The sequence below is a fragment of the Draconibacterium sp. genome (assembly GCF_041583095.1).
Classification (GTDB): Bacteria; Bacteroidota; Bacteroidia; order Bacteroidales; family Prolixibacteraceae; genus Draconibacterium.
In genome coordinates this window covers 1-7193 of the sequence record NZ_JBFHGM010000262.1, presented here as the reverse complement: position 1 = coordinate 7193, position 7193 = coordinate 1, and the positions used below count along the sequence as shown (strand labels likewise).

The window sequence follows — 7193 nt, the reverse complement described above, 5'->3', positions numbered from 1 at the left end:
TTTTAGTCTGATATCGCGAATAAACTGGCTGATGTTTTTATTCATAGATTGTTTTAGCCAGCGATGAACCGTAGAATGGCTGACTCCTGTTTTATGAACCAGTTGATCCGGGCCAAAATTTTCATCCGCAAGGTTTTCCTGCACAATTAGGGTGAGCTTTTGAATAAAATCAAGGTTCATTTGAATTAAAGGTATGAATTAGCGTTTTTTTACATACCTCAAAATACGTTGGAAGCTCATTATTGTTGCATTTGATTCGGATATGGAATTTTTCTCCGTTGTGATCGCTTAAAATTGCACAAAGCATTAAACTTTTTTACCGGGTTTTGGTCTTACCAAACGTAACAGGCTCGTAATGAAACTAAAATCGATTTTCCCGAAATTTATTGAGTGGCTGATATCGCCCGCGGTGTTTGGCAGCAAAAAAAAGCTTATTCCCGGCAAGTGGCATTTGATTGAATATTACGTAGATGAGGGAGAGCAGCTGTTACATTTTGATGAAGATACGCTGAAGAAAAATAAAATAATCTACGTTCTTTCTTTTTTCGAAAATCATGAATTTAAGTTAGCAGGCAAAGCACCGGTAAAACTACTGGAAGGGACAACTGACGGAAACTGGAGCGTTGCCCGAAACTTTATTACATTAATTAATCCGAAAGAGTTCAGGTACAATATTGAGTTTCAGTTTGCTTTTGAAAAAGGCATTTTGAAATTGCTAAAAAAAGATGCCATGGGCAAGATCGAGTTTTTTGGCTTCTTTCATGCGCCAAAACAAAAACTCTAAGTAACTTCTGATCTTTGCGTTGAAAATTGCTCGTACTCTTTGTTTTTTATAATCTCCTTAAGGCGTTGAGCCGTGAGCCACACTTCGTTAAAAGTTGTGTAAAGCGGCGTAAAACCAAAACGAATATTGTTTGGAGCACGAAAATCGGGAATGATTCGAATCCTTGATGTTTTTGGATGGATTAAAGCCTGACAAATTCGGTAGGCTTCCTCGTGTTTTAACGATATATGCGATCCCCGGTTTTCTGGCTTCGCCGGAGAGCCAACTTCAAAACCATAATTACGTAATTCTGTTTCAGCCAGGGAAAGAAAGAACCCGGACAGCCGTATGCTTTTTTGATAAATGTTTCTCATTCCTGCTTCGTTGATCATATCAATGCCTGGTTCTATGGCCATAAGATTTAGTACCGGAGGTGTTCCTGTCAGGAATTTTCGAATACCTTCTGCCGGACGGTAGTTTAAATCGAACTCAAAAGGTAAAGCTTCTCCAAACCAACCCTGAATGGGGGATGATAATTTTTCCTGTAAATCTTTCCGTACGTAAAGAAAAGCAGGTGAACCCGGACCGCCATTGAGGTATTTGTAGGTGCAACCAACCGCCAGATCTGCATTGCATTTATTCAGCTCAATTTCTACAGCACCCGCAGCATGACTAAGATCCCAAAGAACCAGCGCACCCATTTTTTGCGCATACCCGGTTATTTCTTCCAGTTGGTACATAAAAGCACTTTTAAAGGCCACCAACGACAGCACCACCAGGGCCGTATCTTTTGTGATCTTCGATTTTAGCTCATCCGTGTCAATTGTAATGCCGTTTGCGGTCTGAGCCAGTTCGAGCTGGTATTCCGGGCCAAATTCCTTTAAAAGTCCCTGTAAAATGTACAGGTCGGTAGGGAAATTGAGTGTGTCGCTTACAATTGTTGTTTTTCCTTTCTGCAGTTTCAGGGCGGCATGAGCCAGTTTGTAGAGGTTAACCGAAGTACTGTCTGAAACAATTACTTCTCCAGCCGAAGCACCAATAATTGGAGCGATTCTATCGCCAAGCTGAGCGGGTTTTTGGTACCAGTTCCGGTTCCAGCTTTCGATAAGTTCCGTTCCCCATTGTTTTCCCACCACTTCAGAAAGCAACGCTTTGGTTTCGACTGGTAGGCGGCCAAGCGAGTTTCCATCAAGGTAAATGGTATTCTCCGATTCAATGTAAAACCGGCTTCGGAATTTTTTTAATGGATCGTCTCTGTCAAGTTGTTTGGCTAAAACAAGGTTCTGGTCAGTTGTCATTTATTTTTGGCTTTCGAGTATTCTTTTGGCTTCAGGAAGAATTTTTTCTACCCAGCGGCGGTACATTTCTCCTGAGGGGTGTAGGCCATCGGAAGCCACAAGCGTTTCATCGTTAAGCGCCTCGCGCGAAATGGCAGTTATCTCCACGTAACGCGCATTGGCCTGCTGTGTTTCCTGAAAATTTATAGCGTTGTATTCATCGATTTCTTTGGCAATCTGTTCCGGGTTGCGGCTTTTCCCAAAAGGAGTAACTCCATAATCGGGGATTGAAATTACAATTACGTTTTGAGCTTTGTTACCTGCATATTTTATTGCGGTTTGCAGGTTGTTCCTGAATTCTCCCCGGTATTCGTCGGCGCTTCTTCCCCTGTACTGGTTGTTTACGCCAATTAACAAGGTCACTAAATTATATACGTTTTTTAAATTCTCATTTTCAATAGCAGCGGCCAATTCATCGGTGGTCCAGCCGGTGCGCGCCACAATTTTTGCCGGTTGCATTTCAAAACCATCAGCTTTTAATTGTTCAACCAGTTGAACCGGGAAACGTTGATTTTCCGCCACGCTTTCGCCAATAGTGTACGAATCGCCTAAAGCAAGGTAATACAAGGTAGAATCCTTATCAGCGTCTTCGACAGGATCACCTGGTTCCGGTTGTACATTCATAATTTCGGAGTCTTCTTTGTCGGTGCAGGCCAGTCCTGCAAACATCAATAGTAAAAAAACTATCCGGTTCATTTTTCTCTTTTATTCTTTTAACAACTCAGCCTTGTTCCCGGTTTGAAAAAAGTATCCAGTATTTTAGAAGCTAATTTTCAATCCCGTTTTTATAAATGTCTAATGCTGCCGGGAATGGTTGTAAAGCACGCTCAAAAATTCCAAGTGAATAGGCAATGGTCAATCCGTAATTGGTAATTGCAACTCCAGCTTGTTTCGCTTTCATAATGCGGCTCAACATTTCGCGGCGGTTCCACATACAGGCTCCGCAATGTATGATAAGTTTATAATCGGAAATATTTGGCGGGAAATCGTGCCCGCGTGTACTTTCAATGTCCAGTTTGCCGCCCACATACTGGGTAAGCCAGCGCGGAATTTTTACGGTACCAATATCTTCGCCAATGGGATGGTGCGAGCAGGCTTCGGCAATTAAAACCTTATCGCCGGTTTTTAGCTTGTCGATGGCCATGGCTCCGCGAACCATTTCGTTAAGATCGGCCTGGTGGCGTGCAAACAAAATGGAAAAGGAGGTTAACGGTATCTCAGGAGGCGTGTCGGCAGCCACTTTTAAAAAGGCCTGCGAATCGGTAACTACCAGTTTTGGCGGCTTGTTAAATCGCGACAATGCTTCGCGCAATTCCCGCTCTTTTACTACCATACAAAATGCATCGCTGTCCAATAAATCGCGTATACTTTGCACCTGAGGTAAAATCAGTCGCCCCTTTGGTGCTTCTTTGTCGATTGGAACCACTAAAACCGCCGCTTCTCCGGCGCCAACAAGATCGCCTAAAATACTTGGGCGATTTATAAAATCGGCAGGAGCCGAATTCAATAACAATTGCCGAAGATCAAGTAAACCTTTATTTTCAGTTACCGAAGTCTGAACCAGCTTAATTTTTTGGCCATCGAGAGCACCGATAATTTCAAAGTTTTCTTCGTACAGATCGCACTTGTTAAACACCACCAGAAACGGAATCTCGCGCTCGTTAAACTCGCCGATAAGCGATTCTTCGTATTCCCCCCAATCGTTAAAATTCGAAACAATTACACCCAAATCTGTTCGGTCGAATACGGCAAGTGTTTTGGCAATTCGTTTTTCGCCAAGTGCTCCAACATCGTCGATTCCGGCGGTGTCGATAAAAAGTACCGGCCCCAAAGGAAGCAGCTCCATCGGTTTTTCAACCGGGTCGGTAGTTGTTCCGGCTACATCCGAAACAATAGAAACATCTTGCTGTGTTAAGGCATTTAACAGGCTGGATTTGCCGGCATTTCTGCGGCCAAAAATTCCAATGTGTAAACGAAATGATTTCGGTGCTCTCATGTTTTCTGTTTTGCGCGACTGAAAGTACAAATTCAATCCAATTCACACAATTATTGGAATGAAAAATAGATTCTGCCGTTGCGTAAAAGTTCGTTGCTGCGAGAAAGCAGGCTTCCGGCAATGCCAAAAGGGCTTCTTCTCATTAAAAAAGGTGCTTCTCCCACCTCTGCAGGCAGTTCTCTCGCGTTTTTTCCCGGTTCTCCCATAAAAAAAGATGTTCTCCCACGGTTTTTGGTGTTTCTCACATGCTTATGAACAGTTCTCCCATACCTGGAGGTCGTTCTTCCTTACATTTGTCTTGTTCTCCCGCGGGAGAATTTACAAAATGTCAGGGAGGATTGGTTTTTTCGTGTGAAAATTTACTTTTTGTTAGCGCTGAGGCATAAAAAAAGGGTGCTGAAGCACCCTTTAATTGATTTATTTGAAGTTGATTTTACTTCGATCCCCCACAACAACTTTTTTTCTCAGTTGTGGCTTTTTTGTCACCACAGGTTTTACCCGATGCTTCACAACTTTTCTTTTGTGCGTCGGTGCAACCTGTTGCCTTTTTGTCGGCTTTTTTAGCGGTTGTGGCTTTCTTTTCTGTTTTCTTCTTTTTTTCTTCCTCTTCCTTGTTAATTACAACCGAATTATCGTCGGCAACAACAGTAACTTCCGATTTTTTTGCTGTATTAACCTTTGCATTTGTGCTTGCCATAGCAACACTAAAAGCAGCAATAAGAGTGATTACAATTAGAATTCGTTTCATGATTTTTTAGTTTTTTTTGTGATCGTGATACAAATATATTGTTTACTGATTAAAGTATGCGTTAATGCGAGGTTAAAGTAATTAACGGCCGGACTGATTGTTGATTAAATGGTTATTTTTGAGTTTTTTAAGCTTTATAAAACAATTGGTTATCAATGGGATTGTGTTAGTAAATAGTTCATCGATAAAGATCAGGGAAATTTATACGTGAAAACAGTATTCAGAAAATATACATTTTTGTTGGCATTGCTTATAATCCTGGCACTGCTGGCAACACAAATAAAATGGATTGTTTATTCCATTCGCTTTCAGGACAAAGTATTTGAGAAAAGTGTGGAGTTAGCTTTAAGCGAAACCATGACAAATCTTACCGCCGATAAGCCATTATGCAACAAGGTTAAAGCTTGTGTTGATTGTGACTCTGTTCGCCTTAAAACACAACTAACATCATCAGGTGTTTGGCAAAAAATTCACGATGCTATTCAAAACGAATTAAAATCATACGACATCGATCTGGATTTCGAAATGTACGTTCTTGAAGATGGTTCGGAGGAGCTAAAAGTAATTGAGGCCGAATTCGATAAAGGATTGTATTACTCGCGTTGTATGGGTGGAATACTTGGGCAAACCGGGTATCAATTGGTGGTGGAATTTCCGTCGCGAACCCGTTTTTTCTTTGCCACGGCAGGTTATATGTTCCTTGGATCGGTAATTCTGATCTTCCTGCTTATCCTTTCGCTCTTTTATCTTTTGCGCATTTACAACCGCGAAATTCGTATTGCCAAACATACCAAAGAGTTGCTGAATAACGTGAGTCACGAATTTAAAACGCCTTTGTCGTCAATTGCTCTGGCGTCGAATATGATTCGTAAAAAACGCTATGGCGAGGATGAGCAAAAATTAAGCAGTTACGCGGATCTGATAAGCAAGGAGAACCGAAAACTGCAGAACCTGGTAGAAAGTTTATTGCGCCTGGAAGCTGTGGAGCGAAACGAATTTGATTACAACAAAGAAGAAACATCGATTGAAGATGTGGTAAAAGAAGCGGCATCAACCTGCGAAATGTTGCTAAACGAAAGGTACGGGCGAATTACATACGATTTTGAAGCAGGGAACACTCCGGTTTTTATCGATCGCCTGCACTTTATAAACGTGTTCGTTAACCTGCTTTCGAATGCTATAAAATACTCCAAGCGCAATCCTGACATCGAAATAGCTACCCATATTGAAAACGATAAGCTGGTAATCCTGGTAAAAGATAACGGGATTGGTATTCCGCTTAAATTTCAAAAGTATATTTTTGATAAGTATTACAGGGTGCCAACGGGCGATGTGCACAATGCCAAAGGTTTTGGAATTGGGCTGGCCTACGTAAAACAAATTGTAGAAGCGCATAACGGAACCGTTACTGTTGAAAGTACAAGCGATGAAGGGACTGTTTTTAGGATTCAATTGCCACTGGAAAAATCGTAAAGATGGACGAAAAAAACTTAAACATTATTTTAGTTGAGGACGACCTTAACCTTGGATTTTTGTTGGAGGATTTTTTGAAAAGTCGCGGAGTTGGCGTTACGCTGTACCGCGACGGTGAAGAAGGCCTGGAGGGCTTCAAAAAAAACGGCGATTTCAACTTTTGCATTTTTGATGTGATGCTCCCGAAAATGGATGGATTTACACTGGCCAAAAAGGTGAAAGCTGTTCAACCTGAAATTCCCGTAGTTTTTCTTACGGCGCGCGCCATGAAAGAAGATAAAATGAAAGGCTATACTATTGGCGCCGACGATTACATTACCAAACCTTTTGATGAGGACGAGTTGTGGTGCAAAATTGTGGCTATTAGTAAACGCAGTGATTTTATCCAGGAAGAAAACGAAACCGTTTACCAGGTTGGCGCTTACGAATTCGATTATGAAAATCTTTCGCTTAGTCTGAACGGAAATATAAAACGCCTTACAACACGCGAGGCCGAAGTGTTGCGTATGCTTTGCAAGGAGAAAAAGAATGTGGTTCGGCGCGAACAGATCTTAACTGCCATTTGGGGCGAGAACGATTATTTTGCCGGACGAAGCCTTGATGTGTTCATTTCGAAACTTAGAAAGTATTTCTCCGGAGATCCTTCAATTTCAATTGAAAATGTGGTAAAAGTGGGTTACATTTTACATTGCTAGAAAAACTCGTTCGAGATTATTGGAAGTTACCAATAGGCATGGCCGGTTTTTTTCATTCCCTTTTGTTCCCCTTCTAAGGGGAATTTTATCAAAGCAGCACTGTGCTAATTGAGGGTCACATTGAAAATCCGGTGGAGAAGTAAAAAGTATCTCACTTAGAAGTTTCAATATTGAATAAAAG

At 41.6% G+C, this 7193-nt stretch carries 8 protein-coding genes; 3 read left to right on the top strand and 5 right to left on the bottom strand.

Annotated elements, in window-relative coordinates; all coding sequences use genetic code 11:
- Positions 1–180 (bottom strand): hypothetical protein (locus ABZB17_RS18445; protein WP_372652348.1); only part of this gene is annotated, 180 nt, incomplete at its 3' end.
- A gap of 175 nt (positions 181–355) precedes the next feature.
- On the opposite strand from ABZB17_RS18445, the gene ABZB17_RS18440 reads away from it, so the two are divergent.
- Complete coding sequence (locus tag ABZB17_RS18440; RefSeq protein WP_372652345.1) at positions 356–784, top strand: hypothetical protein; 429 nt, start codon at positions 356–358, stop codon at positions 782–784.
- Here ABZB17_RS18440 and kynU read toward each other — a convergent pair.
- The 4 genes from kynU to ABZB17_RS18420 all read right to left on the bottom strand — a co-directional run bounded on the left by kynU (position 781) and on the right by ABZB17_RS18420 (position 4844).
- Complete coding sequence (gene kynU, locus ABZB17_RS18435; protein WP_372652343.1) at positions 781–2061, bottom strand: kynureninase; 1281 nt, start codon at positions 2059–2061, stop codon at positions 781–783. The two genes, ABZB17_RS18440 and kynU, sit on opposite strands and share 4 nt — an antisense overlap.
- Entirely contained in the window at positions 2062–2796 is a 735-nt protein-coding gene (locus ABZB17_RS18430; RefSeq protein WP_372652340.1) for an SGNH/GDSL hydrolase family protein, read from the bottom strand.
- A 70-nt stretch (positions 2797–2866) separates the two neighbouring features.
- Positions 2867–4096 (bottom strand): [FeFe] hydrogenase H-cluster maturation GTPase HydF, encoded by a 1230-nt coding sequence (gene hydF / locus ABZB17_RS18425; RefSeq protein ID WP_372652338.1) that lies wholly within the window; start codon positions 4094–4096, stop codon positions 2867–2869.
- 433 nt (positions 4097–4529) lie between these two features.
- Positions 4530–4844, bottom strand: coding sequence for a hypothetical protein (locus ABZB17_RS18420; protein WP_372652336.1), 315 nt, complete (start codon positions 4842–4844; stop codon positions 4530–4532).
- A 237-nt stretch (positions 4845–5081) separates the two neighbouring features.
- On the opposite strand from ABZB17_RS18420, the gene ABZB17_RS18415 reads away from it, so the two are divergent.
- Together ABZB17_RS18415 and ABZB17_RS18410 are read left to right on the top strand one after the other, a co-directional pair.
- Complete coding sequence (locus ABZB17_RS18415; protein ID WP_372652333.1) at positions 5082–6317, top strand: sensor histidine kinase; 1236 nt, start codon at positions 5082–5084, stop codon at positions 6315–6317.
- 2 nt (positions 6318–6319) lie between these two features.
- Positions 6320–7012 carry a response regulator transcription factor gene (locus ABZB17_RS18410; RefSeq protein ID WP_372652331.1) on the top strand — a complete coding sequence of 231 codons (693 nt, stop codon included), beginning with the start codon at positions 6320–6322 and terminating at the stop codon, positions 7010–7012.
- Positions 7013–7193 lie beyond the last annotated feature (181 nt).